The sequence below is a fragment of the Bradyrhizobium sp. CCGUVB1N3 genome (genome assembly GCF_024199925.1).
In the GTDB taxonomy this organism is placed as follows: Bacteria; Pseudomonadota; Alphaproteobacteria; order Rhizobiales; family Xanthobacteraceae; genus Bradyrhizobium.
This window is the reverse complement of record NZ_JANADR010000001.1, coordinates 2,389,074-2,415,227: the sequence shown is the minus strand read 5'-3', so window position 1 is coordinate 2,415,227 and position 26,154 is coordinate 2,389,074. Positions and strand designations below refer to the sequence as shown.

Below are 26,154 nucleotides of genomic sequence, written 5' to 3'. Positions count from 1 at the left end.
TTTCCCCTCCCTGTCTCTGTTCGTTCCGTTGCCTCTGCGCTCAGAGCCGATAGACGCGCATGGCGGTTGTTCCGAAGATTGCCTCGCGCTGCCTGGCGCTCAGCGGTGCCGCGGCAGTGCGGAAGGCGTCGATCAGCTCGCGATAGCTGGTCCACAATTTCTCGATCGGGAAATTCGATCCGAACAGGCAGCGCTCGGCGCCGAACATCATGACGGTGTCGGCGACGATGGTGGCAATATGCGCAGCATCGTTGCGGTGGATAAACGTGCCGAGCCCTGAAAGCTTGGCGTAGACGTTCGGGGATGCTGCAAGGCGGCCCATGCCGACGCGCCAGGCGGCGCGACCTGCGGGCGACAAATCCTCGGGCATGCCCGCATGTTGCAGGATGAAGGTCACGTCGGGGCAGGAGTCGGCGAGATCTGCCGCATCCGGCATTTGCGGCGTGAAGACCTGCAGGTCAAAACTCCAGCCATAGTCGGCGAGGTATCCGATGTTGCGGCGGATCATGAGATTGCGGCAGAGATCTGGCCGCGCCGCAAAGCGATAGAGCGGGTTCTCGTGCCAGTGGAGCTGCATGCGCACGCCGCGCAAGAGCGGATAGCGCTCCAGACGATCGAGCTGCGGACGGACGTCCGCGGCGGCGAAATTGGCGTAGGCGACGATGGCATGCGGCCAGCCGTGCTCATCGGCGGTCCGCTGCACCCAGGCGGCCTCGTCCTCGAAACGATCGTTGGCCCAGTTGGTCTGGACGTAGACGGAGCGGGTGACGCCGGTGTCTTTGAGATCGTCGAGATATTCCTCAATCGGATAGTCGCGCCGGATCGGCTCGTACGGGCCGAAGATGCGCGGCTGCATCGGGCCGATCAGCCAGGGCAGATCGGCCTGGCGCCAGATGTGGTGATGGCCGTCGACGATACCGGTCATGCCGCTCTCCTTCGTCCCAGCGCCAGCACATGCGCGACGATCGACGCGCTCGAACCACCGTCGACGAGATCGTCGACGAAGCGTTCGATGGCGACCAGCGCTTCGGTTTGCGGACGGAAACCCGTACCCGTTGCGAGCGGCGTCAACCAGCTCAGCCGCCAGGCGCGCCGCGACAATTTCGCGACGGCGTCGCGCAAGGCATCGGGCTCGCCGCGCTCGAGGCCATCCGACACAATGACCACCGCCGCGCCGCGCGCATAGCCGCCGAAGCGCGGCACGGCGAGGAAGGCTTGCAGCGCATCGCCGATCCGCGTGCCGCCGTCCCAGTCGCTGACGAGATGCGCGGCGGCATTGAGGGCCTGCTCGCGGCGCTTGATGCGCAATGCGCGGGTGACGCGGGTCAGCCGCGTGCCGAAGGTGAAGACCTCGATAGTGGGCGCAGCCTGTACCAGCGCATGCGCGAGCTTCATGTTCTCCTCGGTACGCGCCTTCATCGAGCCGGAGACGTCGATCAGAAGCAGGAATTTGCGTGGTCGCTGTCGTCGTCTGAGATGTCCGAGCCGCAAAATCTCGCCGTCGCTGCGGACGGTGTCGCGCAGGGTCCGGCGCAGATCGGCAAAGGGGCCGCGGCGCGCACGCATGCGGCGATGGCCGCGCCGTTTCGGCAGGCGCCGCGGCGCCTCGCGTGCCAGGCGGCGCAGTGCATCGCTGGGTGAGGTGACCGCGAATCGCCGCTCGACCAGGGCCTCGGCGCGTGTGGCCGTCAGCCCGGACTCGCTGACTTCATCAGACAGCAGCGGCTCCTCGTCGCCGCGGCCTTCTTCTTGCAACCGGACAGTCTCGTCATCTTCGCCCTCGTCGGTCTGCTCGACGGCCTCGCTGCCGCGGAAGTGCAGATCGAACAGCCGGTCGAAGGTGGCGCGGCGTTCCGGCGGCGGGGCCAGTGTTGCGAGGGCAGCCTGCCGGATGTCGTCGAGGCCGCGCGGGCCGAGCAGCTCGATCGCCGCGAGGAAGGAGGTGGTCTGTTCCGGCGCGACGGCAAAACCGTTGGCCCGCAAAAGCGCCACGAAGGAGATGAAGACGCGTGCTGCGCGCGGCAACTGCGGCTCGGTGCTCATGCGGAGGCCTCCGCAAGCAGGGCGTCGAGCCGCGGCGAGATGAAGTGCAGGTCTTCCTCGTCCTTGAGCGCAACGCCGATTGACCGCTTGAGCGCGTCCGGCCAGCGCGCGCCGCCCTTGTGCAGCAACGTCGCGGCCTCGGCCCAGTCGACGGCTTCGGCAATGCCGGGGGCCTTGCTCAACGGTTCACGACGCAGCTTGCCGACAGCGGCAACGACTGCGCGAGCCGTCGCCTCGGCGACGCTGGAGGCCCGCATCATCACGATGCGCGCCTCGCGCTCGGCGGTCGGATAATCGATCCAGTGATAGACGCAGCGGCGGCGCAAGGCTTCATGCAGGTCGCGTGTGCGGTTGGAGGTCAGCACCACGACGGGCCGCTCGGCCGCGCGCACGGTGCCGCGCTCGGGAATGGAGATCTGGAAGTCGGACAGGAATTCGAGCAGGAAGGCCTCGAACTCCTGGTCGGCGCGATCGATTTCGTCGATCAGCAGCACGGTGGAATCAGGCGCGCGAAGCGCAGCGAGCATCGGACGCTCGATCAAGAACGTCTCGCCATAGATGTCGATGCTCTCGTCGCCGGCCTGGCGGATCGCGAGCATCTGGCGCGGATAATTCCATTCATAGAGTGCCGCGGACGCGTCGATGCCCTCGTAGCATTGCAGGCGGATCAGCCTGCGGCCGAGCACGGCCGCAATCGCTTTCGCTGCCTCGGTCTTGCCGACCCCCGGCGCGCCTTCGAGCAGCAGCGGCTTGCCGAGGGCGAGACCCAGATAGGCCGCGGTCGCGAGCCCTTCGTCGGCGAGGTAATAGGCCGCGCGCAGCGCTTTCTCCAGCGCTTCGGGGCTGTCGATGCCGACGATGTTGCTGCGGACCGCCACGGCGAAACCTCAGCGCCGCGCTTGCGGCCGCGCGCCGCCCTGCGCCTTGATCGCGCGCAGCACTTTTTCCGGCGTGATCGGCAGATCGTCGATGCGCACGCCGACGGCGTTGAAGATCGCATTGGCAACGGCGGGCAACACCGGATTGGCGCACATCTCGCCGGGACCTTTGGCGCCGAACGGGCCATCGGGCGCGGGGCGCTCCAGCACGGCGATGTCGTGCGGGCAGATGTCGCCGGGACCGGGCATCAGATATTCGACGAAGTCGCGCGGTCCGTGCACGGGATCGGGATAATAAGGCTCCGGCGTCTCGTAGAGCGCGTGGCTGACGCCCATCCAGGCGCCACCAACGAGCTGCTGCTCGACCAGGCGCGGGTTGAGCGCGCGGCCGAGCTCATAGGCGGAATCCATGCGCACCATCGCGACCTCGCCGGTCTCGTCGTCGACCTCGACCTCCGCAACGAGGCAGGCATGCGCATAACAGGTCGCCGGCGACATCTCGCCGGTCTCGGGATCGACACCGGAGAGCGGCACCAGGAAGATGCCACGGCCCGAGATGGTCTTGCCCTGCTTGAACTGCGCGGCGATGGCGACGTCCTTGGTCGAGATCGAGCGGTGTGGCGCCCCCTTGACGTGGATGTTGCCGCGCCCGTCGGTCTCGAGATCGGCGGCATTGACTTCCAGCTCCTCGGCGGCGGCCTCCATCATCACGCCGCGAGCTTCGCGCGCCGCGGCCATCACGGCATTGCCGACGCGATGCGTGCCGCGCGAGGCGAACGAGCCCATGCAGTGCGGGCCGGTGTCGGAGTCCGCCGTGTCGACATAGACGTCCTCGACGGGGACGCCGAGCGTCTCCGCGCAGATCTGCCTTGTAACCGACTTCATCCCCTGGCCGAGATCGATCGAGGACAGCGCCACCGTGAACTTGCCGCTGGGATTGGAATGCACCAACGCCTGGCTGGGATCGCCGCCGAGATTCATGCCGATGGGATAGTTGATCGAGGCCATGCCGCGTCCGCGATGCCGGGTCATCTAGCGCCTCCTGGTGCCGAAGACGGAGGAGAAACGGGTTGCCCCATGCGATGGTGCCGTCGGCCGCGGCGAGGGCGGCGGCGGTGCAGGTGGCGGCGGCTCACGCGGCGGCTCGCGGGTGACGGTGGGCGGAAGCCGGTCATAGGTCGTGCGCTGCTGAGCCGGCGCGGCCGGTCGCGCGCGCGAGTCCGCCGGAGTCGGCGGGATGACGGCGCGACTGCCGCCGCCCTCCTTGCGCGAGGACGCCCGCCTGAACTCGTCGCGGATCGGCCATTTGGCCTTTTCGGCGGCCACCTGGACACATTCGATCAGCGCCGTGTTCTTTGCCTCGCGCCGATGCGCCTTCATGTCGCCGTCGCGATAGGCGTTGAGGATGCGGAACTCCATCGGATCCATGCCGACGAGATGCGCCAGCTTGTCCATCTGGCATTCGATGGCAAAATCCATCGCAGTAACGCCGAAGCCGCGCATCGCTGTCGCTGGCGTCCTGTTGGTGAAGACGCAATAGACGTCGCCATAGACGTTCGGGATGGTGTAGGGGCCCGGCAGATGCGCGGCGCATTTCACTGCGGCGTAGCTGGACAGCCGCGTATAGGCGCCGCTATCGAAATAGGCGCGGATTTTGCGCGCGACGATGCGGCCATCGCGCATCACGCCGTCCTTGATGTAGATGCGCTCGGCGCCGCGCGGCGGGCCGTACTGCATTTCCTCCTCGCGTCCGAACACGTAGCGCACGGGACGCCCGGTCAGCATCGCGCCGAGGATGGCGAGCGGTTCGGTCAGCGTGTCCACCTTGCCGCCGAAGCCGCCACCCACCGTGCCGCCGATGAAGTGGAAGGTGTTGGAAGGCACGTCCAGGATCTTGGCGCAGGTATCGACCGAGAAGAACAGCGCCTGGGTCGAGGTGTAGACGACGTAGCGGCCGTTGGTGTCGGGCGCCGCGATCGCGCCGTTGGTCTCGGTCGGTGCGTGCTCGATCGGCGACATCTGGTAGCGCTGTTCCAGAACGTGATCGGCGGTGGCGAGCGCCGCGTCCGCGTCGCCAAAGCGGAGCTTCTGGTGATCATAGACGTCGTGATAAGTGAAAGTGTTCTTGGGATAGGTCTCGTTGACCACCGGCGCGCCGGGCTTCAGCGCCTCCTCGACGTCGAACACGGTTGGCAGCGGCTCGTAGTCGATGCGCACCTTGGCGATCGCCTCAAAGGCCTCACGCTCGCTGTCGGCAACGATGGCGACGATCGGCTCGCCCTTGTAGCGGACCTTGTCGACCGCAAGCGACGGCTCGTCGTCCTTGCCGAAATTGATCAGGCTGAGCAGCGTGTTGAGATTGCGCGGCACGTCGGCGCCGCGGATGATCTTGCGCACGCCCTGCGAACGCTCGGCATCGGTCGTATCGATACGGCGCAGCCGCGCATGGGGATGGGGCGAGCGGACGACCTTAAGGTGCAGCATGCCCTGCAGCTTGTGATCGCCAAAGTAGGTCGAGGTGCCCGTGACGTGGCCGAGCATGTCCTGGCGCTGCGTGCCCTTGCCGATCTCCTTGAGATTGTCGTCGCGCTCGTCGGCGAAGATGTCCTTGCGCAATTCCAGCATGGCAAACGTCCTCAGGCGCTGGCCCGGCCGCCCGAGGCGGCGAGGATGGCGTTGATGATCGGCTCGTAGCCGGTGCAACGGCAGATGTTGCCGGAGATGGCTTCCACGATCTCGGCGCGGCTCGGCTGCGGATTGCGGTCGAGCAGGGCCTTTGCGGCCATCAGCATACCCGGTGTGCAATAGCCGCATTGGGCCGCGAAATTGTCGGCGAAGGCGCGCTGGAGCGGATGCAGGTTCGGGCCTTGCTTCAAGCTGTCGAGCGTCTCGACGGAACGGCCGGCGACGGTCTCCGCCAGCGTGAGGCAGGAGAGATAAAGCTCGCCGTCCACCAGCACGCTGCAGGTGCCGCAGCCGCCCTGGCCGCAACCGAATTTCGGCGTCATGTCGCCGATCAGCTCGCGCAGCGCGACCAGAAGATTGGTGCCGCCATCGACGAACACAGCGACATCGCGGCCGTTGTGACGAAATTGCAGCGGAGTCTTGGACATGGCGGTCTATTCCTGACCCGAGAGAAGGCGGCGCAGATGCACGCCGACGATCTCGCGGCGATACCAGGCGCTGCCGAGCGCATTGTCGGATGGTGATGTCCCTTCGCTCGCGGCGGACGCTGCGGCCGCGATCGAGGCGGCGTCGAGCGAACGGCCCTCCAGCGCGCGCTCGGCGGCGCGCGCGCGGATCTGCGTCGGTGCCATCGAACCGAGCGCGATTCTGGCGCCGGCAATGCGGCCACCGCTGATCGGCAAATGTGCCGCGAGCGTGATGACGGAGCCGCCCTTGGGCTTGATACGGGCGACCTTACGATAGCGGAACGCGTCGGCGCTCGCCGGCCGGGTGCAGGAAACGGACAGCACCAGCGTGCCAGCCTGCCGTTCACGCGATTGCAGGAATTCTTCGATTGCGATATCGCGTGCGCCAAAACCGCCTTGCACGGCGATGGTGGCATCGAGCGCAAGCAGGGCGACCGTGAAGTCGCCGTAGGGATTGGGTGCGAACAGATTGCCGCCGACCGTTCCCATGTTGCGTACCGCAGGCCCGCCGATCGAGCGGGCAGGGACGTGCAGGAAGGCAAGATCGCGCTCCGCCAGAATCCTCGCAAAGGTCACGCCGGCGCCGAGCGTGACGCGCGGGCCGGATGCGTCGATCCGGGACAGCGCCTGGTCGCTGGCGCGCACGACGGTGGAGATCGAAACATCGCCCTCGTTCAGGGCGCGCATCACCAGCGTGCCGCCGCCAAAGTAGCGCGCGCTGCGGTCCGACGACAGCGCCGCGGCCGCTTCGCCGGAGCTGGTAAAATTCTTCACCGTCACGGACATGACTACGCGGCCTCCTTCAGATGCCGGCGGATGGCCTCGAAGCCGGCCTGGTAGATGTCTTCGGCGACCATGTGGGTGATGCGGGCTGCGTCCTCGGGCTTCGTCGTGAAGCGCGATTCCCAGTGCCAGAACGTGCGGTCGCCATCGGTGACCGGCAGCAGGCGGACATGGGCGACATAGTTGAACATGGGAATGGGGGTGTCGAGCAGGCAGTAACTAAAAGTCTGTTCGAGATCGGAGAGCGCCAGCAATTGCTCGCGCAGTTCCGAGCCGTCCTGCAGCTTGAAGCGCCTGATGCAGCCGATCTTGTCGGAGGGGTGTGCGCGCTCGATCGCGGAGGTCGCGACCGCCGGATGCCAGCGATCATGGCCATTGAAATCGCGCAGCACGGCCCATGCCGCGTCGGTCGGCGCGTCCAGGATCGTGCTCTTCACGACATGCGGCACGGCTCTCATCCTCCGAACACGCGCTTGAGCGCATCGAAACCGCCCTGGAACACGCCGCCGCCGATATTGTTGACGAGCTCGCTCTCCCGCTCCGGCGCGCAGTCGAACTCGGCGGTCCACTCCATAAAGGTCTGGTCGCCGTCGGTGACCGGCGTGAGCCGCAGCGTCGCGACATAGTTCTCGACGCCCATCGAAGATTCCAGGATCGAATAGGTGCAGAACATGTCGTAGTCGGAGAGGCCGAGCAGCTTCTCGCGGATGCGGTCGCCGTTGCGCAGGCGGAAATCCCTGACGCAGCCGATCTTGTCCGAGGGCTCGCCGCCCTCGATGCGGCTCTCGGCGATTGCCGGGTGCCAGTTCGGCATGCCGTTGAAATCGCGCACCCGTGCCCAGACGCGGTCGTTGCGCGCATTGACGACGGTCGAAACATAAACACGGGCCATGGTGCGACCTCAGCCCTTCTTCCGCGGACCGCGCTCGGCCGGCGGTTGGCCTTCGGCGGAAGGCGCAGACGAGGCGGCCGGCTTGTCGCCTCCACCTCCGCCGCTCTTGCGTGCGGAATCCTTGATGCCCTGCATGTCACGGGCCTCGCGGATCAGGCCCGGCATCTTTGCGAGGCTGCCGCCTTCGACGCCGATGTCCGATAGGATCGAGTCGATCAGCGGTGCCTGGACGCGGTAGCGCAGCGCCGAGTCGATCACCTCGTCGGTGGCGCTGCGGCCACCATTGCCGCCGTTGCCGTTGAGGCCGTCGACCTGGAGGATGCGGATGCCCTCGATCTTCTCCATCGGCTTGACGCTCTCGCGCACGATGCCCTCGATGCGGTCGAGCAGCTTACGGCGGAACAGCGAGTAGCGGGCCTGATCGGTTAGCACGTTCTCGGCCTCGTTCAGCATCCGCTGCGCCTCGGCCTCGACAGCCGCACGGACACGCTCGGCCTCGGCGGCAATGCGAGTCTCCTCGGCCTGCTTCTCGGCGAGCAGCACTTCCACGGTCTTGCGGCGTCTTGCGATTTCGCTCTCCCGCGCCGTGACGACGCGTTCCGCCGCTTCCGTCGCCCGGATGCGGGCCTCCTCGGCGGCGGCGCGCGCAGCCGACTCCTCCAGCGACTTCTGATGGATGGCGATGGCCTTTTCCATCAGGACGGTCTCGACTTCCTTCTCGCGGTTCACTTCCAGCTTGCGCAGCTCACGCTCGCGACCGATGCGGGCTTCGTCCAGGCCACGGTCGGAGGCAATGCGGGCACGCTCGACTTCCTCGCGGGAGGCGATCTCGGCCTCCTGCAAGGACTGCACGCGAGCGACCTCGAGTTGCTCGATCGCGCGGCGCCGCTCGATACGGGCGGCTTCAAGCGCCTGCTCGCGCGAGACGTCCGTGGTCTCGACCTCCTTGCGTGCCACGATCTCGGCCTGCCTGACCTGGCGGTCGGCATCGATGCGTTCGGACTTCTTGGTCGATAGCGCTATGACGCGGTCCTCGTCGGCGATCTCGACCGCCTTCTTTTGCTCGATGTTGAGCACCTCGCGCTTCTTCGAGGAGTTGATCCGCTCGGCTTCGAGCGCAAGGTCGACACCGATGCGCTGGCGCTCGATGGCGTCGCGCCGCTTCAGCTCGGCGGCCTCCAAAATGCCGGTCCGCTCGATTTCGAGCGCGCGAGTCTCACGCTCGGCCTGGATGCGCTCGGCGGCGACCGTCTTCTCCTGCGCGATGCGTGCGGCCTCGATCGCCTCGCGCGAGGCGATGTCGGCCTCCTCGACAGCGCGGTTGCGGGAGATCTCGAGCGACCGGACGCGTTCCTCCTGGGCGATGCGCGCCGCTTCTGTCGCCTCGCGCGCGGTGACGCCGGCGATATCCAAGGTCTGGTTGCGATCGATCTCCAATTGCCGCGTGTTCTGCTCGGCGGCGATGCGCTCGGCGGCGAGCGTCCGTTCGCGGGCGATGCGAGCGGCTTCGACCGCGCGCTGCGCCTCGATCTCGGCCTCTTGGATGGTGCGCACCTGCTGGATTTCCAGCGCGCGGGTGCGCTCGTCGGAGGAAATGCGCTCGACATTGACGATCATGGTCTGGGCGATGCGGGCCTTTTCAGTGGCCTCGCGTGCCGCGATCTCGGCCTCATCGACGGCGCGGGTACGCTCGATCTCGCGGCGCCGCGTCTCTTCCTCGTTGGCGATGCGGGCGTCGGTCACCACCCGATCCTGCTGGATGCGGGCCTTCTCGATCGCCTCGCGTGCGGCGATCTCGGCTTCCTCGACGGTACGCATCCGTTCGATCTCGCGCTGGCGAACCTCGCGTTCGGAGGCGATGCGCGTCGTATCGATCGAGCGCTGGTTGGCGATCCGGGTCCTTTCGACCTCCTCGCGGGCGAGCAGCTCCTTCTCTTCGATGGTCCGGGTCCGCTCGATCTCCTTCTGGCGCGTCTCGCGCTCGGAGGCGATGCGGGCCTCGGCAATCGCCTGGTCGTTGGCGATGCGGGCCTTCTCGATAGCTTCGCGCGCTGAGATCTGGGCCTGCTCGGCCTCGGTCTCGCGCAGCGCGCGCTCGCGGGCGACCTCGGTGCGCTGAAGCGCGCGGCGCATCTCGATGTCGCGCTCCTGCTCGAGGCGGGCCGTTTCACTCTCGCGCTCAATCTCAAGTGCCTGCCGCTCGGCTTCCAAATTGCGGGAGCGGATCTTGATCATCGAATCCTGCTCGATGTCGTTGCGCAGCTTGCGCTTGGCCTCGATGTCCTCCATCAGCCGCGTCAAGCCCTCGGCGTCGAAGCGGTTCGAGGGATTGAAGAATTCGAGGTCAGTCTGGTCGAGATCGGTGATCGCGACCGACTCGAGTTCGAGGCCGTTCTGGGCAAGGGCTTCGGCGGCATTGGTCTTGACGCGTGCGACGTAGTCGCCGCGCCGCTCGTGCATCTCCTCCATGGTCATCTCGGAAGCAACCGAACGGATCGCGGAGATGAACTTGCCGGCCAGCAGCGCGTGGAGCTGTTCCGGCTCCATGGTTCGGCGGCCGAGTGTGGCGGCCGCGATCGAGACGGCCTCGCGGGTCGGCTGCACGCGGACGTAGAAGTCGGCCTCGATGTCGACGCGCATGCGGTCACGGGTGATCACGGCGTCCTGCCTGGAACGTAGGATGCCCATCGGCAGCACGTTCATGTTGACCGGCGTGTAGTCGTGGATGAAAGGCAGCACGAAGGCGCCGCCATTGATGACCACGCGTTCACCGAGGAAGCCGGTCCGGACGAACGAGACCTCCTTGGACGAGCGATGGTACAGCCAGTTCACGATGTAGACGCCAACCACGATCACGATGACCGCGACGATCAGCCAGAGGATCAATTCACCGACCAAAATCCCCGACATCTTTCCCTCCCTCGAACGTTTCGGCGTTAGCGCGCGCCGATCGCCTTGAATTTGCGTACCTGGTCCGTCAGTGCCCGCTCCACGGGCAGGCGCTCCATCGAGGAGGCTCCGTAGAAGCCGTGGCAGTGGCGGGTGTTCTTCATGATGAAATCGGCGTCCGCGGGGTCCGCGATCGGACCGCCATGGGCGAGCACCAGAATGTCCTGATTGACACTGAGCGCGGCAGAGGCCCAGGTGTCGATGTGCGCCGGGCAATCGGCAAGCTTCGGCGCGGTCTGCGCGCCGATCGTGCCGCCGGTCGTGAGGCCCAGGTGACAGACGATGATGTCGGCGCCGGCGATCGCCATCGCGGCGGCTTCCTTCTCGCTGAAGACGTAAGGCGTCGTCAGCATGTCCTTCTCGCGCGCCTTGGCGATCATGTCGATCTCCAGCGCGTAGGACATGCCGGTCTCCTCCAGATTGGCGCGGAAGACCCCGTCGATCAGCCCGACCGTCGGAAAGTTTTGCACGCCGGCAAAGCCGAGGGCCTTGAGCTGGTCGAGGAACGCGTCCATGTCGCGGAACGGATCGGTGCCGTTGACGCCGGCGAGCACCGGCGTCTTGCTGACCACGGGCAACACTTCGCTCGCCATTTCCAACACGATGGCGTTGGCATCGCCGTAAGCCATGAGGCCGGCGAGCGAGCCGCGCCCGGCCATGCGATAGCGGCCGGAATTGTAGATGACGATGAGATCGACGCCGCCGGCCTCTTCGCACTTGGCGGAGAGACCCGTGCCGGCGCCGCCGCCGACGATCGGCTCGCCGCGCTTTGCCATCTCGCGAAATCGCTTCAGAAGTGCAGCCCGTTCAAACCTGGCCATCGGTCACCTCACCATTCTCCGGCGCGCCCCGGTGCGTCCGAACAGGGTTTTGAACGCATTGACAATCGTGGAGGCGAACTCGGGATCGTTGATGTTGTTCTTGACGCGGATGAGCTGGCGATTGCTCGTCTGCCGCACCGTGCGTTCGAGCGTACGGAACAGCGCGGCATCGGCCTCAGGATCCCAGAACGGCCGTCCCTGCGCATCGAGCGCGGAGACGCCGCCCTCGGGGATGAAGAAGCGCACCGGCCCGTCCATCCGGTTGAGCCGCTCGCCGATCCATCGTCCCATGCGCTCGTTCTCGTCCACCGTGGTTCGCATCAAGGTGACCTGCGGATTGTGGACGTGGAATTTGCGGCCGCGATAGCGCTCGGGGACGGTGTCGGGTGCGCCGAAATTGACCATGTCGAGCGCGCCCACGGAGCCGAGATAGGGCACGCGACTTCGGATGATCGCGCCAAAGCGATCTTCAGTCGCCGGAAACACGCCGCCCATCAGGAGATCGCAGACCTCCGTGGTCGTGAGATCGATGACGCCTGCGAGCTGGCCGGACTCGACCAGCTTCTCCATCGAGCGTCCGCCGACGCCGGTGGCGTGGAAGACGAGGCATTCGAAACCGTCGCGCAGGTCGGCCGCGATCTTCTGCACCGCCGGTGTGGTCACGCCGAACATGGTGATGCCGATCGCGGGCAGGCTTGTGCCCGCGGCGCGCTCTTTCGCCTCGCGCTGGTCGAGACGTGCCTTCACCATGCCGGCGAGCGCGTTGGCGCCGTTGGCGAGCACCGCGCGCGAGATCGAGTTGAGGCCCTGCACGTCGGTGACCGAATACATCATGGTGATGTCGGCCGGCCCGACATACGGACCGACATCGCCGGAGGCGACCGAGGAGATGATCAGCTTCGGCACGCCGACGGGGAGGGCCCGCATGCCGGGCGCAACGAGCGAGGCCGCGCCCGAGCCGCCGGCCGAGATGACGCCGGCGACGTTGCCCTGGCGGCGGAGCCAGTTGGCGAAGGCATCGGCCATCGCGGTCACGGCAACGCCGCGGTCGGGGCCGAATACGGCTGATCCGCCGCGACCATGGTTCAGTGCGATCTCCTGCGCGGAGACATCGCAGCTCGTGTGCTTGCCGCTTGTGGAGACGTCGACCAGCCGCGTGCGCAAGCCGCTTTCTGCAACGATGTCGCGGATGAAGCGCAGCTCGATGCTCTTGGTGTCGAGCGTGCCGACGACCAGCACGACGGGTGGGCCGGAGGTTTGCGCCGCGACCGGCTCGCGCTTGCGCCGCGCTGTTTCGTCGAGGCGCGCGATCTGAGTGGAGAGTGTGCGCGCTGCGGCCTCGATACGCGTGATCGGCACCGGCTGCGACCAGCGCGTCGGCGGCGTCGGGTTGGAGATATAGATGCGGATCGGCCCGCTCGGACGCGTGGGCTGCGGTGCAGCTTTTGCCTCGGAACCGGCCGCGGGAACATCGAGGTCCGGCTCGAGCCCGGCATGAAGCCCGACCCCGAGCAGGCGCTGCTGCAAATCGCGGTCTGCGGCAAGGCGAACCGAATCGATAATGCGATTGATTCGGCCGTTGACCATGATCGCGACATTGCGCGAGATCGCGGTGGCAACGCCGATGTTCTGCTCGATCACGAGCACCGACATGTCGCCGTCCTCGCCGAGCCGCTGCAGCATGTCCTCGACCTGGGCGACGATGACGGGCGCAAGTCCCTCGGTCGGCTCGTCCATGATCAGGAGCTGCGGATTGGTCAGGAGAGCGCGCGAGATCGCGAGCATCTGCTGCTCGCCGCCGGAAAGCTGGCCGCCGCCATGGTCCTTGCGCTCGGCGAGGCGCGGAAACGTGTCGTAGATGCGCTCGACGGTCCAGGCGCCGCTGCGGATGCCGCCGGCAAGCTGCAAATGCTCGTCCACGCTGAGCGACCGCCAGAGGCGGCGACCCTGCGGCACATAGCCGACGCCGAGCCGCGCGATATGCGCCGGTGGTCGCCGCGTGATGTCTTCGCCGCGAATGCGGATCGAGCCGCCACTCACCGGCACCAGGCCCATGATCGCCTTGCACAGCGTGGTCTTGCCCATGCCGTTGCGCCCCACAACGGAGAACACGCCCGCATCGAGCGAGAGGTCGACGCCTTGCAGGGCATGCGAATGGCCGTAGTAGACGTCGAGGCCTTTCACGTCGAGCGCGGGCGCTGAGCGACGGACCTCATTCATGGCCGCCTCCGAGATAAAGCTCCTGGACCTCGGGGTCGGACTGGATCTCCTGCGGCAGGCCCTCCTTGAAGATACGCCCGTTGTGCATCATCGTGACGCTCTCGACGACGCGAAGGGCCACGTCCATGTCGTGCTCGATGATGATGTAGCCGATATGAGCGGGTAGGGAGGTCAGGATCTCGATCAGCTCCAGCCGCTCGGCTGGCGACAGGCCCGCGGCCGGCTCGTCGAACAGCACGAAGCGCGGCGCACCGGCCAACGCCAGTGCGATCTCGAGCTGGCGCTGCTGGCCGTGCGCGAGCTCGGCGACGCGTTGATCCCTGACGTTCGTCAGATGCACCGCCTGCACGAGGTTGTCGGCCGCATGCACCAGCGCATCATTCTGGCCCGATCGTAGCAACGAAAAGCGCCCGCGCGAGACGCCGCGGCAGGCGAGGTAGACGTTGTCCTGAACGGTGAGGCCGGGGAACAGCGCGGAGATCTGGTAGGTCCGGCGCAGGCCGCGGCGGATGCGCTCATAGGGCGGGAAGTGCGTGATGTCCTCGCCGAAGAAACGGATGGTGCCGGAGGAAGGCGGGAAGTCGCCGGTGATGCAGTTGAAGAGCGTGGTCTTGCCGGCGCCGTTGGAGCCGAGCACCGCGCGCCGCTCGCCCGGCCGGACGGTGATGGTGACGTCGGTCAGCGCAGCGAGCGCGCCGAACAGCCGCGTTACGCCGCGCAGCTCGAGCGCTGCGCCGGCGCCGACGGCCGAGAGGCGATGGGCGACGCTATCCATGACCTCGACCTCCGCTTGAGCGAGGCGAGCTCAGTCGCTGGCGCCAGCGCTGCCACAGGCCGATAACGCCATCCGACGACCAGAACACGATGGCGAGGAAGCCCAGCCCGATCAGCAGCCGGAAACGGTTGCCGTCGAGCCCGATCTTGACCAGGAAGTCGAGCGCGAAGGTGCGGAGCAGCACGAAGATCAGCGCACCGATGAAAGGGCCGATCGGCCGCGTGATGCCGCCGACGATCGCAATGATGAGAATGTCGATGCAGGCGCCGACGCTGACCGAGCCGGGCGAGATCTGCCGGTAGTTCCAGACCTGCAATACGCCCGCGAGCGCCGCGACGAAGGACGCAAACGCGTAGGCTGCAACGCGATGGGCATTGACGTTGAAACCGAGCGCGGCCATGCGGCGCGGATTGTCGCGCACGCCCTGCAAGGCAAGGCCGAACGGCGCGCGCGAGATGTATTCGACGGCGAAGTAGCAGAGCGCGGCGACGCCGAGCACGATGTAGTAGAAGGGAATATCGGCGCGCCAGTTGACGCCCCAGAAGCGCGGCGTGCCGACGTTGTTGATGCCGGTGTGGCCGTTGAAGATCGCCCAGTTCTGGTTGGTGAAGTAGTAGAACGCCGCGCCGATCGCGAGCGTGATCATGATGGTGTAGATGCCCTCGGTCCGCACCGCGAGCGCGCCGCCGAGCGTGCCGAAGGCGGTGGCGAGCGCGAGCGCCATCGGCACCGCAAGCCACCACGGCCAGCCCAGGCTGATATTGGCGTTGTCGCTGGTTCCGAACACAGCGACCATGTAGGCGGCAAAGCCCGCGACGGTGAGCTGCATCAGGCTGACCATGCCGCCATAGCCGGCGAGGAACATCAGGCTGAGCGCGATGGTGCCGAGAATCAGCGTCGTGGCAAAGATCTCGATCAGGAAGAAGCCGTTGGCGATCAGCGGCATGATCAAAAGGATGATCGCGACGATCCAGGCGGCGGGATTGTCGATCTCCGGCCAGCCACGCAACGCAGGCCGCTGCACGCTAGAAGCGGTGCGAACGGGAACGCGTGCGTCGTGGGTGACGGACATGTCAGCGCCTCGCGAGCAGGCCTTGCGGCCGGAGCGCCAGCACCAGCACCATGATCAGGAAGGTCACGACGATCGCATAGGTCGGGATGTAGACCGAGCCGAGTTGCTCGGCGAGGCCGATGATCAGCGCGCCGAGGGCGGCGCCGGGGATCGAGCCCATGCCGCCGACGATCACGACCACGAGCGAGGCGAGCAGGAAGCGGATGTCTTCGCCGGGCGACAGCGATTGAAACGTGCCGCCGACAACGCCGGCGATGCCGGCAAGTCCGGCGCCGAGCGCAAAGACGAGAACGAACACGATTTGGATGCGCACGCCGGTCGCCGCCAGGATGTCGCGATCGTCGACGCCGGCGCGGATGATCATGCCGATGCGCGTGCGGTTGAGCGCGAGCCACATCGCGACGCCGATCACCAAGGATGCGGCGAAGATCACGAGCCGCACCAGGGGATAGCGCAGATAGACCGGCTCGCCCGAGGATTTGAGCGCCGTGATCAGCGGCAGCTCGACGGGGCCGATCAGCCAGCTCGGGGTCTGGATCTGGTAGAAGTCGCCGCCGGCGGCCCACAGCATCAGGTCGGCGAACACGATCGAGAGTCCGATCGTCACCATGGTCTGCCGGAGGTCCTGGCCTTCCATGCGGCGGAAGACGATGACCTGGAGCAGGATGCCGACCAGCGCCGTCAGGATGAAGGCGACGATGAAGCTGAGGATCCACGAGCCGGTCGAGGCACTGATGGCATAGCCGATATAACCGCCGAACAGATAGAGCGAGCCGTGCGCGAGATTGACGTTGCGCATCAGGCCGAAGATCAGGGTGAAGCCGCTCGCGACCAGGAAGTAGAGGCCGCCGAGCGTGATGCCGTTGAAGACGGCGTTGAGGAACACCCGCTTGCGGCCGATCGCCTCTTCCAGCCCCGGCGGCCAGACCGCGAAGATCAGCCAGAGCGCGAGCGCAATCGCGATGATGACGATCAGCGCCCAGGCAGGATGGCGTTCGACAAAGCGGGTCATGGCGATTGCTCGACCGCGGAGGCGCCGCGCCGACAACCATCCCGATGCAGGTCAGACAGCCCCGAGCAGGCTGCGTACCGCGCCATGGACGTGCATCTCCCTGGGCTCGCGATCCTCTTTTGGGATCGCGTTCCGCGCATCCTAGCGAGGAGACGAGGAGGGTGTTTGATCGAGAGTATCTTTTCGCGCGCGGCTCTATGCGCGCAAAACCTTGGCGGCGCGGCGATAATCGGTCGGAGCCATGCCGACATTGGCGGCGAAGAAGCGGGTGAACCCACTCTGCGAGGAGAAGCCAAGATCAAAGCCGATATCGGCGATCGGCGCTTCGCTCGCCACCAGCGCCTCCAGCGCCTGCTCCATGATCAGCGTGTTGAGATAGAGATGCGGGGTGACGCCGGTCTGGGTGCGGAACAGCCGGTAGAAATGCGGCCGCGACAGGCCGGATTCACGTGCGATGGTGTCGAGCTCCATCTCGGCGCCCGGACTTTCCGACATCAGCTTGATGCATTTGCGCACGCGAAAGTCGGTAACGGCGCCGGCCGCGCGGGCATCGCGGGCGATCTCGGCCTGCTGCCAGCTTTCGTCGTAGCAGATGTCGATCAGCCGCCTGAGCTCGGAGTCGAGGGTCGAGAGCGAGGGGGCGCCGCACACCAGCGCCGCGGTCCTTCGGATGTGCTTGTCGAGCGCCGGCGTGCGCTTGAATTGGGTGCGGCCGAAGCGCAGCCGGTCAGCGCCGGGTGCGTCGGGCGCGAACCACTCGGCGTTGACGTAGAGCACGAAGAAGATCGCGCCGGCGTCGAGATCGGAGGGCAGGAAATTGTGCGGTTCCCAGGGGTTGACGGCGACGACGGAGGTTTCGTTGAGCTGGAAGCGCCCGTCGCAAACGTCAATGCACGCAGGCATGCCGCCGACATGGAAGATCAGATGACCCTCGCGATGCGCGTGGATGTTGAAAGGGCGGTTCAACTGATAGACCGTCGCCCGACCGAACCGGCCGTGGAAGACGGCGAGCGCCCGGCTCATGCCATCCCTCCCGATGCTCTCTTGTTTTGCCGTTAGCGTTCAACAACCGGGGAGAGATTGCAAGGGCGGTGAGATCCGCGCCTCGCAAATCGCTCCCCGGTCGCCGCAGTTGCGAACGTGATTGCGTCAGTACTTCTTACATTCCGGTACTGTACGGCTCGGCAGCCCGATCTTGGCGAACACCGCCGGATCGTAGCCGAGGGTCTGGTTCACGTTCGGAATCACCTTCACGACCTTCGAGAACAGCGCACCCTTTCCGTCATCGACGACCTCGGTCACGAAGTTGGTGCCGATCGCCTGGCGGTTGGAGTCGAGCTTGATCTTGCCGTTCGGCGCGTCGATCTCGAGCTTGGCCAGCGCCACCTTGAACTTCTCCTGGTTGTTGGAGAGATCGCCGTTCACCGCGCGCAATCCGAGGATCAGCGCCATGGTCGATCCGTAATAATTGGTCGCGAGCAGCGACGGGCTCGGGAAGCGCTTGTTCGGCGGGAAGGCGTCCTGATAGTCCTTCACGAACTTCTGCCAGCCCGGATCCTCCCAGGTGTCGGCCTGGCCGCTCGCCGCCAGCGTGCCGATCAGCGCGTTCTTGGCGTTGCCCTTGGAGGACAGGATGGTCTGGTCGATCATGATCGAGCCGCCCATCAGATGCGCCTTGCCGCCGGCCTGCTGATACTGGTTGAGGAAGTTGACGGCGTCGGCGCCGCCCAAGCCCAGATAGATCGCATCGACATCGTCAGGCAGCGCGGCGATGACGGAGGCAAAGTCCTTGGTGCCGAGTGGCACCCATTGCCGGTTGGTGACCTGTCCGCCCATGCCACAGAATTCGAGCACCAGGCCGAACACCTGCGTGTAGATGAAGGAGTAATCCTCGCCGACCGTGGCGATCTTGCGATAGCCCTTGGTCTCATAGGCGTATTTGCCGAGGCCAACCTGCCACTGCGCGCCGTCCATGTTGTAGCGGAAGAAGTTCGGCGCGGGATCGACATAGGTCGTTTCCTGGGCGCCGGAGGCGGCGTTGATGAAGGTCAGCTCGGGATGGGTTTTGGCAAAATTCTTCACCGCGATGCCTTCGTCGCCGGACAGCGGCGAGAGCAGGATCTGCACCTTGTCCTGCTCGATCAGCTTGCGCACGGCGCGCACGGCAGAGTCGGGCGTTGCATCGGTCGAGGCGATGATGAATTCGAGCTCCTTGTCGCCGACCTTCTTGCCGAGCACGTTGAGCGCGGTCTGATGGCCGCGGATGCCGTCCTCGCCGAGCACCGTGTAGGTACCTTCGAGGGTTGCGGTGACGCCGACCTTGATCTTCTCCTGAGCCATGGCTGCGCCCGAAAGCAACAGGCTGCTCAGCGCGATAAGTCCCACACTGCCTTTCAACATTGCTCTCCTCCCTTTAGTCGTCATTTTTGTCGTCATTATTTGCCGGTAGCTCGTTGGCGCGAGGCTCACGGTTCTTGAATGAAGGCTAACCGAACTCGGATGCAGCGCACGCGTCGGAGCCATGCGTGGCTTAACGGGCAGTCTCATTTTGAATGTTGCGTCGCAAATGGTTCCGCGGTGCAATAGGCGGCGGCGCGCGGTGAGATTGAATCGCGTGCTGCCCAGTGGCGGAGCGCCCGCAAATGGTGTTTTGGTGCTGGCGAGCGGCGCGCCTGTCGTGCCATTCGGGTGACAACGAAAGAGAAAAGGACCGATGCAATGAAGTCGGAAACGGCCAGGATGACACTGACGGCGAGGGATGTTTTGCCGGAGGACGGGACGCGCGGCACGCTGGTCGGCCGCGTCTGGCTGCCGCAGGTCGATGGTCCTGCCGTGGTTGCGGTACGTAGCGACGGCGTGTTCGACGTCACCGCGCGGTTTCCGACCATCAGCGCGCTGTGCGAGGAGGCGGATCCGGCAAAGGCGGTGCGCGAGACCAAGGGCGAGCGGATCGGCGATCTCGATGCGATTGCGGCCAACACGCCGCCCGACCAGCGCGATCGGCAAAAGCCCTGGCTGCTCGCGCCGGTCGACCTTCAAACCCTGAAGGCCGCCGGCGTGACCTTTGCCGTTTCCATGCTCGAGCGCGTGATCGAGGAGCGGGCGAAGGGCAACCCGGCATCGGCCGAAGCCATCCGCAAGGAGGTAACGCGGCTCATCGGCGACGATCTGTCACGGCTCAAGCCGGGCTCGGACCAGGCGATGCGGCTGAAGCAGGTGCTGATCGAGCAGAACGCGTGGAGCCAGTATCTCGAAGTCGGCATCGGTCCCGATGCGGAGGTCTTCACCAAGGCGCCGGTGCTGTCGTCGGTCGGCGCCGGCATGGATGCCGGGCTGCATCCGAAATCGACCTGGAACAATCCGGAGCCGGAGCTGGTGCTGTTCGTCTCGAGCCGCGGCAAGATCGTCGGCGGCGCGCTCGGCAACGACGTGAACCTGCGCGACTTCGAGGGGCGCTCGGCGCTGCTGTTGTCGAAGGCCAAGGACAACAACGCCTCCTGCGCCATCGGCCCGCTGCTGCGGCTGTTCGACGACACCTTCTCCCTCGATGACGCACGCAAGCTGGACATCAGCCTCAACGTGAAGGGGCAGGACGGATTTGTGCTCAACGGCCATTCCTCGATCAGCAAGATCAGCCGCGATCCCACCGATCTCGTCGCGCAGACGATCGGCACCGTCCATCAATATCCTGACGGCTTCGTGCTGTTCCTCGGCACGATGTTCGCGCCGGTCGAGGATCGCGATGCGCCGGGGCAGGGGTTCACCCACAAGCACGACGACATCGTCACGATCGCAGCGCCCGAGCTCGGCAAGCTCACCAACCGCATGCGCACAAGCGACGAGTGCGAGCCCTGGAGCTTTGGCATCGGCGCGCTGATGAAGAATCTAGCGCAGCGGAAGCTGCTGTAGCGCCCGGGGTGCCAGCACCGGCGTAGACCGCGTTCAACGCCGGTGCTGGCCTTGCCTCCGCAAAACTATCGAAAACAACCCCATGCAAAGTAGGGCCGCGGGTTCGTGGCGCGTGTTGGCGACAAAATCTTGGGATCAGTCATATAGTAAAATAATATGACTATACAGGGCAGAGCTTCCGTGAAATGGTGCCTCCCGCCGCCCAGAGGGGCGGTCTAGCAGGTGCCATGATACCAATTGGCATCCGAGATAAACATTTTTTGGGAGACTCGCCTGATGACCCTCAAAGCCCTCTTTGCGGCCAGCGCCACCGCCGCGCTGCTGCTCGCGCTGCCAGCCAACGCCGGCCAGCTCACCATCGGTTTTTCGCAGATCGGATCGGAATCCGGATGGCGCGCCGCTGAGACCTCGGTCTCCAAGCAGGAAGCGGCCAAGCGCCAGGTCAACCTGAAGATCGCCGACGCCCAGCAAAAGCAGGAGAACCAGATCAAGGCGATCCGGTCATTCATTGCGCAGAACGTCGACGCGATCTTCCTCGCGCCGGTCGTCTCGACCGGATGGGACGCGGTGCTGAAGGAGGCCAAGGAAGCCAAGATACCGGTCGTGCTGCTCGACCGCGACATCGATCCGTCGGGCAAGGAACTCTATCTGACCGCGGTCACCTCGGACAGCGTGCACGAAGGTGCGGTTGCCGGCGAGTGGCTCGCCAAGACGGTTGGCGAGAAGGCCTGCAACGTCGTCGAATTGCAGGGCACGGTCGGCGCCAGCGTCGCCACCAACCGCAAGAAGGGCTTTGACTCCGTCGTCGCCAAGCATCCGAACCTGAAGGTGGTGCGCAGCCAGACCGGCGACTTCACCCGCGCCAAGGGTAAGGAAGTGATGGAGAGCTTCATCAAGGCCGAAGGCGGCGGCAAGTCGATCTGCGCGGTCTATGCGCATAATGACGACATGATGGTCGGCGCGATCCAGGCCATGAAGGAAGCCGGCCTCAAGCCCGGCAAGGACGTTCTGACCGTCTCGATCGACGCGGTTCCCGACATCTTCAAGGCGATTGCCGCAGGCGAAGCCAATGCCACGGTGGAGCTGACCCCGAACATGGCCGGGCCCGCGCTCGATGTCATCGCCGCCTTCAAGGACAAGGGCACCGTTCCGCCGAAGTGGATCCAGACGGAATCGAAGCTCTACACCGCCTCCGACGATCCGCAGAAGGTCTACGACAGCAAGAAGGGTCTCGGTTACTGAGCCCTCCCGTGCGCCACCGCGGCTGATGTGCTCCGGTGGCGCACCCCCCATCGAAACTGCTAAGCGTGGTGAATTGGCCGGACGTCCGCAACCCCCACAAGCGGACGCCGGCGGGAGTGACGTCGCAATGGAGACCGGCCCGGATTCTGCCCCTTGTCTGCTGGAGGTGCGTGGGATCAGCAAGAGTTTTGGCGCTGTGCGTGCGTTGCAGGACGTTGATTTCACGCTTCGTGCCGGCGAGATCCATGCCCTGCTCGGCGAGAACGGTGCCGGCAAGTCCACGCTGATCAAGGTGGTCACCGGCGTATTCCCGCGCGATGCCGGAATCGTTCGGCTCGGCGGCGCCGAGGTCGCGCCGCGATCGTCGAAGGCGGCGCTGGAAGCTGGCATTGCCACCGTCTACCAGGAAGTAAATCTGTTGCCCAATCTGTCGGTGGCGCAGAATCTTTTTCTCGACCGGCAGCCGATGCGCTTCGGCATCGTCCGCGAAGGCGAGATGCGCCGGCGGGCGAAGGCGTTGCTTGCCGAGTTCGGCCTCGACATCGACGTGGCGGCGCCGCTCGGCAGCTACTCCGTCGCGATCCAGCACGTCACCGCGATCGCCCGCGCCGTCGACCTGTCGGCGCGCGTTCTCATTCTCGACGAGCCGACCGCGAGCCTCGACCGTCATGAGGTCGAGATTCTCTTCAAGATCATGCGCCAGCTTGCCGGCCGCGGCATCGGCATCGTCTTCGTCAGCCACTTCCTCGACCAGGTCTACGAAATCTCCGACCGCATCACCGTCTTGCGCAACGGGCGCCTCGTTGGTGAACGGGAAACCGCATCGCTGCCGCGGCTCGAATTGATCCGGATGATGCTCGGCCGCGAGCTTGCCGAGACCACCAGCGCGCGCGCGGCCGCGAGCGAGCACAAGGCGCGCGAGGTCTGCGCGAGCTTCGAGGGCTACGGCAAGGCTGGCTACATCGCACCGTTCAATCTCGAATTGCGCCACGGCGAGGTCGTGGGTCTCGCCGGCCTGCTGGGCTCGGGCCGGACCGAGACGGCGCGGCTGGTGTTCGGCGCCGAGCGTTCCGATCAGGGCCAGGCGAAAGTGGAGGGCGCGGCCGTGCGGCTGCAAACACCGCGCGACGGCGTCCGCCACGGTTTTGGCTATTGCCCGGAGGAGCGCAAGACCGAAGGCATCGTGGCCGAACTCACGGTGCGCGAGAACATCGTCTTGGCACTCCAGGCCAAGCGCGGCCTCTATTTGCCGCTGTCGCGCCGCGAGCAGGACGAGATCGCATCGCGTTTCGTCAAGCTCCTCGACATCCGCCCGCCCGATCCGGAACGTCCGGTCGGCCTGTTGTCTGGCGGCAATCAGCAAAAGGTGCTGCTGGCGCGCTGGCTCGCAACCTCGCCGCGGCTCCTCGTGCTGGACGAGCCGACCCGCGGCATCGACGTCGGCGCGCATGCCGAGATCATCCGCCTGATCCGCGAGCTCTGCGACGATGGGCTGGCGCTGCTCGTGATCTCCTCCGAGCTCGACGAGATCGTCACCTATTCGGATCGCGTGGTCGTGCTGCGCGATCGCGCCCATGTCGAGGAGTTGCAGGGCGAGGCGATCGACGTCTCCAATATCTTGGCGGCGATCGCCGCCGACGGCAGCACTGTCGCGCAGGAGGGCAGGCCATGACCGCTCTTCTGCCGCGCCGCGGCCTTGCCCAGATATTTGCGCTGATCGTCATCCTGGCGGTCGACCGTGCCGTCTCGCCACAATTTTTCGATCTACGCCTTCAGGACGGACGGCTGTTCGGCAGCATGATCGACGTGCTCAACCGCGGCACGCCGGTGGCGCTGCTCTCGCTCGGCATGGTGCTGGTGATCGCCACGCGCGGCATCGATCTCTCGGTCGGCGCGGTCATGGCGATCTCGGGCGCGATCGCGGCGAGCCTCGCCGACAGCCACGGCCTGCCGGTGGTGCTGGTGGCGGCGCTCGGTGCGGGACTCGTCTGCGGCCTCTGGAACGGTTTTCTGGTCAGCATCCTCGGCATGCAGCCGATCGTTGCTACTCTGATCCTGATGGTCGCCGGCCGCGGCATCGCCCAACTCATCACCGAGGGGCGCATCGTGACCTTCACCTCGCCCGATCTGGTCTGGCTCGGCAACGGCGCCATCCTTGGCGTTCCCGTGCCGGTCGCGATTGCCTTGGGGATGCTGATCCTGACCGGCGCCGTGGTGCGCGGCTCGGCGCTCGGGCTTTTGATCGAGGCTACCGGCGGCAATGCGCGGGCAAGCGAGCTCGCCGGCGTCGGCACGCGCGCCATGATTTTGGCCGTCTATGTCTGGTGCGGCGTCTGCGCAGCGCTTGCGGGCGTGATCGCCGCGGCCGACATCATGGGGGCTGATGCCAACAATGCCGGCCTTTGGCTCGAGCTCGACGCGATCCTGGCCGTCGTGATCGGCGGAACCTCGTTGTTTGGCGGCCGCTTCAGCCTCTTGCTCGCGGTGCTCGGCGCGCTCATCATCCAGACGATGAACACGGGTATTCTCCTGTCGGGCTATCCGCCGGAATTCAACCTCCTGGTCAAGGCCGTGGTGGTGCTGGCGGTGCTGTTGTTGCAATCGCCGAAACTGACCGGTATGGCCGGCATCGTGGCGCGTATCCGGGGGACGAAAGCATGAAAGGCCTGCCGCCCGTCCTCATCACGGCCATCGTGCTCGTCGCCGGCTTTGTGCTCTGCGCGCTGCAATTTCCCAACATTGCCTCGACCCGCGTGGTCTGCAATCTCCTGACTGACAACGCCTTCCTCGGCATCGTCGCGACCGGCATGACCTTCGTGATCATCTCGGGCGGCATCGACCTGTCGGTCGGCTCGGTGATCGGCTTTACCACCGTGTTCGTCGCGCTCGCGATCGAGCGCTGGGGCATGCCGCCGCTGGTCGCCTTCGTGGCAATCCTGGCGCTGTCCGCGGCCTTCGGCGCGGCGATGGGCGCCGTCATCCATCTGTTCGACCTGCCGCCGTTCATCGTCACGCTGGCCGGCATGTTCCTCGCGCGCGGCGCGAGCTTCCTGCTTTCGACGGAATCGGTGCCGATCACCGCGCCGATCTATTCGACGGTCTCGGACTTTGCGCTGCGACTACCGGGTGGCGGACGACTGACGGCGGTTGCGATCATCATGCTGGTCATCGTGATCGGCGGAGCGCTGCTGCTGCAGCTCACCCGCTTCGGCGCCAATGTCTATGCGCTCGGCGGCAGCCGGGTCACGGCGAGCCTGATGGGCGTCGCCGTCGGCAAAATGACGATCCGCATCTACATGCTGTCGAGCCTGCTCGCAGGTATCGCCGGCATCGTCTTCTCCTTCTATACCGGCGCAGGCTATTCGCTCTCGGCCGTCGGCGTCGAGCTCGACACCATCGCGGCGGTGGTGATCGGCGGCACGCTGCTCACGGGCGGGCAGGGCTCGGTGGTCGGAACGTTCCTGGGCGTCCTCATTCAGGGGATGATCCAGACCTACATCAATTTCGACGGGACACTGTCGAGCTGGTGGACCAAGATCGCGACCGGCGTTCTGCTGTTCGCCTTCATCGCTCTCCAGCAGGTCATGATCGCGATCGCGCGCCGGCCGGCCGTGAGACCCGCGGGAGCCACGCCATGACCTCGCGCATCGTCGTCATCCCGACGCGGCGGGCCCATTCCAATCATGCGGAAGTGTCCCGCTCGATCGGCGTCGACATCATTGCCGGCCGCTATGCCGAAGGTACGCGGCTGCCTGGTGATGCCGAGCTGACCTCGATGTTCGGCGTCTCGCGGCCGGTGCTGCGCGAGAGCGTCAAGACCCTCGTGGCAAAAGGTCTGCTCACCACCAAGGCGCGGGTCGGCACCGTCGTGCGCGAGCGCGGCGCCTGGAACATGTTCGACGCCGACGTGCTGGCCTGGCATCTCGACGCAGGCATCGACAAGCGCTTCCTCAACGACCTCGCCGAGATCCGCCTCGCGGTCGAGCCGCGCGCGGCGATGCTCGCGGCCGCGCGGCGCTCGGAGGAGGATCTTGCCGAGCTGAAGCGCAGCATGGACCGCATGCGGCGCGAGGCATCCGATTCCGCCGCCTTCGCTGACGCAGACCTCGCCTTGCACGTTGCCGTGGCGCGGGCATCGGGCAATCTGTTCATGCGCTCGATCGGCCATGTCATCGAAGCCGCCTTGCGGGCGTCCTTCCTGCTAAGCGCGCCGGTCGAGGTCGAGGATCGCGACACGGTGCTGCTCTGGCACCAGAAGATCGTCGATTCGATCGCGGCGGGCGACGTCGAGGCCGCCTCGGCGGCCATGGTCTTTGTCATTCACAATGGCATGAGCCGCCATGAAGGCACGGTGATCGAGACGGCGCCGGCCGAGGTGGCGCCATCGGCTCAATCTGGAGAATAAG

23 protein-coding genes are annotated in these 26,154 nt (G+C 65.9%); 6 read left to right on the top strand and 17 right to left on the bottom strand.

Annotated elements, in window-relative coordinates; genetic code table 11:
• Positions 1-40: 40 nt before the first annotated feature.
• From NLM33_RS11485 to NLM33_RS11405, 17 genes are all read right to left on the bottom strand, one after another.
• A complete protein-coding gene (locus NLM33_RS11485) occupies positions 41-925 on the bottom strand; it encodes an amidohydrolase (RefSeq protein WP_254096156.1) in 885 nt (294 codons plus the stop codon).
• Positions 922-2,043 carry a VWA domain-containing protein gene (locus NLM33_RS11480; protein WP_254096155.1) on the bottom strand — a complete coding sequence of 374 codons (1,122 nt, stop codon included), beginning with the start codon at positions 2,041-2,043 and terminating at the stop codon, positions 922-924. Before NLM33_RS11480 ends, NLM33_RS11485 begins: the two co-directional genes overlap by 4 nt.
• Positions 2,040-2,921, bottom strand: a complete 882-nt coding sequence (locus NLM33_RS11475) for a MoxR family ATPase (protein ID WP_254096154.1) — start codon at positions 2,919-2,921, stop codon at positions 2,040-2,042. Before NLM33_RS11475 ends, NLM33_RS11480 begins: the two co-directional genes overlap by 4 nt.
• A gap of 9 nt (positions 2,922-2,930) precedes the next feature.
• Positions 2,931-3,953, bottom strand: coding sequence for a xanthine dehydrogenase family protein molybdopterin-binding subunit (locus NLM33_RS11470; RefSeq protein ID WP_254096153.1), 1,023 nt, complete (start codon positions 3,951-3,953; stop codon positions 2,931-2,933).
• On the bottom strand, positions 3,954-5,546 hold the full coding sequence (locus NLM33_RS11465; RefSeq protein WP_254096152.1) for a xanthine dehydrogenase family protein molybdopterin-binding subunit: 1,593 nt from the start codon (positions 5,544-5,546) through the stop codon (positions 3,954-3,956).
• An 11-nt stretch (positions 5,547-5,557) separates the two neighbouring features.
• Positions 5,558-6,034, bottom strand: a complete 477-nt coding sequence (locus NLM33_RS11460) for a (2Fe-2S)-binding protein (RefSeq protein ID WP_254096151.1) — start codon at positions 6,032-6,034, stop codon at positions 5,558-5,560.
• A gap of 6 nt (positions 6,035-6,040) precedes the next feature.
• Positions 6,041-6,859: a xanthine dehydrogenase family protein subunit M gene (locus NLM33_RS11455; protein ID WP_254096150.1), complete on the bottom strand. Its 819-nt coding sequence runs from the start codon at positions 6,857-6,859 to the stop codon at positions 6,041-6,043.
• 2 nt (positions 6,860-6,861) lie between these two features.
• Positions 6,862-7,305, bottom strand: a complete 444-nt coding sequence (locus NLM33_RS11450; RefSeq protein WP_254096149.1) for an SRPBCC family protein — start codon at positions 7,303-7,305, stop codon at positions 6,862-6,864.
• 5 nt (positions 7,306-7,310) lie between these two features.
• Positions 7,311-7,748: an SRPBCC family protein gene (locus NLM33_RS11445; protein ID WP_254096148.1), complete on the bottom strand. Its 438-nt coding sequence runs from the start codon at positions 7,746-7,748 to the stop codon at positions 7,311-7,313.
• Between the two features lie 9 nt (positions 7,749-7,757).
• The gene (locus tag NLM33_RS11440) at positions 7,758-10,658 is read right to left on the bottom strand and encodes a flotillin family protein (protein ID WP_254096147.1); all 2,901 of its coding nucleotides are present in this window, start codon (positions 10,656-10,658) and stop codon (positions 7,758-7,760) included.
• 26 nt (positions 10,659-10,684) lie between these two features.
• The gene (locus NLM33_RS11435; protein ID WP_254096146.1) at positions 10,685-11,518 is read right to left on the bottom strand and encodes a phosphoenolpyruvate hydrolase family protein; all 834 of its coding nucleotides are present in this window, start codon (positions 11,516-11,518) and stop codon (positions 10,685-10,687) included.
• A gap of 3 nt (positions 11,519-11,521) precedes the next feature.
• Positions 11,522-13,738, bottom strand: a complete 2,217-nt coding sequence (locus NLM33_RS11430) for an ABC transporter permease (RefSeq protein WP_254096145.1) — start codon at positions 13,736-13,738, stop codon at positions 11,522-11,524.
• The gene (locus NLM33_RS11425; RefSeq protein ID WP_254096144.1) at positions 13,731-14,513 is read right to left on the bottom strand and encodes an ABC transporter ATP-binding protein; all 783 of its coding nucleotides are present in this window, start codon (positions 14,511-14,513) and stop codon (positions 13,731-13,733) included. The genes NLM33_RS11430 and NLM33_RS11425 overlap by 8 nt, the downstream gene beginning before the upstream one ends.
• Positions 14,506-15,585, bottom strand: coding sequence for a branched-chain amino acid ABC transporter permease (locus NLM33_RS11420; protein WP_254096143.1), 1,080 nt, complete (start codon positions 15,583-15,585; stop codon positions 14,506-14,508). The genes NLM33_RS11425 and NLM33_RS11420 overlap by 8 nt, the downstream gene beginning before the upstream one ends.
• A gap of 1 nt (position 15,586) precedes the next feature.
• Complete coding sequence (locus NLM33_RS11415) at positions 15,587-16,597, bottom strand: branched-chain amino acid ABC transporter permease (RefSeq protein ID WP_254096142.1); 1,011 nt, start codon at positions 16,595-16,597, stop codon at positions 15,587-15,589.
• A gap of 195 nt (positions 16,598-16,792) precedes the next feature.
• Complete coding sequence (locus NLM33_RS11410) at positions 16,793-17,620, bottom strand: AraC family transcriptional regulator (RefSeq protein WP_254096141.1); 828 nt, start codon at positions 17,618-17,620, stop codon at positions 16,793-16,795.
• A 126-nt stretch (positions 17,621-17,746) separates the two neighbouring features.
• Positions 17,747-18,997: an ABC transporter substrate-binding protein gene (locus NLM33_RS11405; RefSeq protein WP_254096140.1), complete on the bottom strand. Its 1,251-nt coding sequence runs from the start codon at positions 18,995-18,997 to the stop codon at positions 17,747-17,749.
• Between the two features lie 318 nt (positions 18,998-19,315).
• Between NLM33_RS11405 and NLM33_RS11400 the strand changes: the two genes are divergently transcribed.
• The 6 genes from NLM33_RS11400 (at position 19,316) to NLM33_RS11375 (ending at position 26,153) form a co-directional block, all read left to right on the top strand.
• Entirely contained in the window at positions 19,316-20,506 is a 1,191-nt protein-coding gene (locus tag NLM33_RS11400) for a fumarylacetoacetate hydrolase family protein (RefSeq protein WP_371929934.1), read from the top strand.
• A 276-nt stretch (positions 20,507-20,782) separates the two neighbouring features.
• On the top strand, positions 20,783-21,748 hold the full coding sequence (gene ytfQ, locus NLM33_RS11395; protein ID WP_254096139.1) for a galactofuranose ABC transporter, galactofuranose-binding protein YtfQ: 966 nt from the start codon (positions 20,783-20,785) through the stop codon (positions 21,746-21,748).
• Between the two features lie 127 nt (positions 21,749-21,875).
• Complete coding sequence (locus tag NLM33_RS11390) at positions 21,876-23,420, top strand: sugar ABC transporter ATP-binding protein (protein WP_254096138.1); 1,545 nt, start codon at positions 21,876-21,878, stop codon at positions 23,418-23,420.
• Positions 23,417-24,409, top strand: a complete 993-nt coding sequence (locus NLM33_RS11385) for an ABC transporter permease (RefSeq protein ID WP_254096137.1) — start codon at positions 23,417-23,419, stop codon at positions 24,407-24,409. The genes NLM33_RS11390 and NLM33_RS11385 overlap by 4 nt, the downstream gene beginning before the upstream one ends.
• Entirely contained in the window at positions 24,406-25,386 is a 981-nt protein-coding gene (yjfF, locus tag NLM33_RS11380; RefSeq protein WP_254096136.1) for a galactofuranose ABC transporter, permease protein YjfF, read from the top strand. The genes NLM33_RS11385 and yjfF overlap by 4 nt, the downstream gene beginning before the upstream one ends.
• A complete protein-coding gene (locus tag NLM33_RS11375) occupies positions 25,383-26,153 on the top strand; it encodes a FadR/GntR family transcriptional regulator (protein ID WP_254096135.1) in 771 nt (256 codons plus the stop codon). The genes yjfF and NLM33_RS11375 overlap by 4 nt, the downstream gene beginning before the upstream one ends.
• Position 26,154: the final 1 nt, after the last annotated feature.

Coding starts and splice junctions, on each gene's coding strand:
- NLM33_RS11470 (WP_254096153.1), bottom strand. CDS start 3,953: ATGACCCGGCATCGCGGACGCGGCATGGCCTCGATCAACTATCCCATC.
- ytfQ (WP_254096139.1), top strand. CDS start 20,783: ATGACCCTCAAAGCCCTCTTTGCGGCCAGCGCCACCGCCGCGCTGCTG.
- NLM33_RS11430 (WP_254096145.1), bottom strand. CDS start 13,738: ATGAATGAGGTCCGTCGCTCAGCGCCCGCGCTCGACGTGAAAGGCCTC.
- NLM33_RS11435 (WP_254096146.1), bottom strand. CDS start 11,518: ATGGCCAGGTTTGAACGGGCTGCACTTCTGAAGCGATTTCGCGAGATG.
- NLM33_RS11390 (WP_254096138.1), top strand. CDS start 21,876: ATGGAGACCGGCCCGGATTCTGCCCCTTGTCTGCTGGAGGTGCGTGGG.
- NLM33_RS11400 (WP_371929934.1), top strand. CDS start 19,316: ATGAAGTCGGAAACGGCCAGGATGACACTGACGGCGAGGGATGTTTTG.
- NLM33_RS11375 (WP_254096135.1), top strand. CDS start 25,383: ATGACCTCGCGCATCGTCGTCATCCCGACGCGGCGGGCCCATTCCAAT.
- NLM33_RS11440 (WP_254096147.1), bottom strand. CDS start 10,658: ATGTCGGGGATTTTGGTCGGTGAATTGATCCTCTGGCTGATCGTCGCG.
- NLM33_RS11465 (WP_254096152.1), bottom strand. CDS start 5,546: ATGCTGGAATTGCGCAAGGACATCTTCGCCGACGAGCGCGACGACAAT.
- NLM33_RS11420 (WP_254096143.1), bottom strand. CDS start 15,585: ATGTCCGTCACCCACGACGCACGCGTTCCCGTTCGCACCGCTTCTAGC.
- NLM33_RS11445 (WP_254096148.1), bottom strand. CDS start 7,748: ATGGCCCGTGTTTATGTTTCGACCGTCGTCAATGCGCGCAACGACCGC.
- NLM33_RS11385 (WP_254096137.1), top strand. CDS start 23,417: ATGACCGCTCTTCTGCCGCGCCGCGGCCTTGCCCAGATATTTGCGCTG.
- NLM33_RS11485 (WP_254096156.1), bottom strand. CDS start 925: ATGACCGGTATCGTCGACGGCCATCACCACATCTGGCGCCAGGCCGAT.
- yjfF (WP_254096136.1), top strand. CDS start 24,406: ATGAAAGGCCTGCCGCCCGTCCTCATCACGGCCATCGTGCTCGTCGCC.
- NLM33_RS11480 (WP_254096155.1), bottom strand. CDS start 2,043: ATGAGCACCGAGCCGCAGTTGCCGCGCGCAGCACGCGTCTTCATCTCC.
- NLM33_RS11425 (WP_254096144.1), bottom strand. CDS start 14,513: ATGGATAGCGTCGCCCATCGCCTCTCGGCCGTCGGCGCCGGCGCAGCG.
- NLM33_RS11415 (WP_254096142.1), bottom strand. CDS start 16,597: ATGACCCGCTTTGTCGAACGCCATCCTGCCTGGGCGCTGATCGTCATC.
- NLM33_RS11410 (WP_254096141.1), bottom strand. CDS start 17,620: ATGAGCCGGGCGCTCGCCGTCTTCCACGGCCGGTTCGGTCGGGCGACG.
- NLM33_RS11405 (WP_254096140.1), bottom strand. CDS start 18,997: ATGTTGAAAGGCAGTGTGGGACTTATCGCGCTGAGCAGCCTGTTGCTT.
- NLM33_RS11455 (WP_254096150.1), bottom strand. CDS start 6,859: ATGTCCGTGACGGTGAAGAATTTTACCAGCTCCGGCGAAGCGGCCGCG.
- NLM33_RS11460 (WP_254096151.1), bottom strand. CDS start 6,034: ATGTCCAAGACTCCGCTGCAATTTCGTCACAACGGCCGCGATGTCGCT.